At 69.9% G+C, this 820-nt stretch carries 1 protein-coding gene; it reads right to left on the bottom strand.

Translation table 11 applies throughout. From position 1 onward, the window contains the following. On the bottom strand, window positions 1-820 hold an 820-nt coding region (locus JCM9942_RS17165), incomplete at both ends, for an AIR synthase-related protein (RefSeq protein ID WP_256202426.1).

Below are 820 nucleotides of genomic sequence, written 5' to 3'. Positions count from 1 at the left end.
CACTCGGTCAGCGCATGGCGCTCGACCAGGTCGGCGAACGCGGCGCGGTCCTCCCTGGCGATCTGCACCACGGCGCCGAGTTCTTCGTTGAACAGGCTGCGGAACGGATCATCGCCCCAGGCGTCGAGCACGATATCCAGACCCAGCCGCGAGGCGAAGGCCATCTCGCACAGCGCGGCAAACGCGCCGCCATCGCTGCGGTCGTGGTAGGCCAGCAACAGCCCCGATTCACGCGCATCGCGGATCAGTTCGAAGAACGCACGCAGGCGCTGCGGGTCGTCCAGGTCCGGCACCTCGCCGGCAAAGGCCGGCAGCGGGCTGTGGTCGGCATGGGTCTGGGCCAGGATCGAACCGCCCAGACGCTGCTTGCCCGCGCCCAGCCCGATCAGCCACAGCTCGCTGTCGGCGTCGCGATCCAGCAAGGGGGTCAGCTGCTGGCGCGCATCGCCCACCGGCGCGAACGCCGATATCACCAGCGACACCGGCGACACCGACTTCTCGGTCTGGCCGTCGGCCTGCCACTGCGCCTGCATCGACAGCGAGTCCTTGCCCACCGGGATGCTGATATCCAGCGCCGGGCACAGCTCCATGCCTACCGCCTTGACCGCGTCATACAGCAGCGCGTCTTCGCCCTCGTGGCCGCAGGCGGCCATCCAGTTGGCCGACAGCTTGACCGTCTCCAGCGCCGTCACCGGCGCCGCGCACAGGTTGGTGATGGCTTCGCCGACGGCCATGCGCGCCGAAGCGGCGGCATTGAGCAGCGCCAGCGGGGTGCGTTCGCCCAGCGCCATCGCCTCGCCGGCGTAGGTGTCGAACCCGG

The sequence above is a fragment of the Stenotrophomonas pictorum JCM 9942 genome, assembly GCF_001310775.1.
Lineage (GTDB): Bacteria > Pseudomonadota > Gammaproteobacteria > Xanthomonadales > Xanthomonadaceae > Stenotrophomonas > Stenotrophomonas pictorum.
This window is presented reverse-complemented; position numbering and strand designations above follow the sequence as displayed.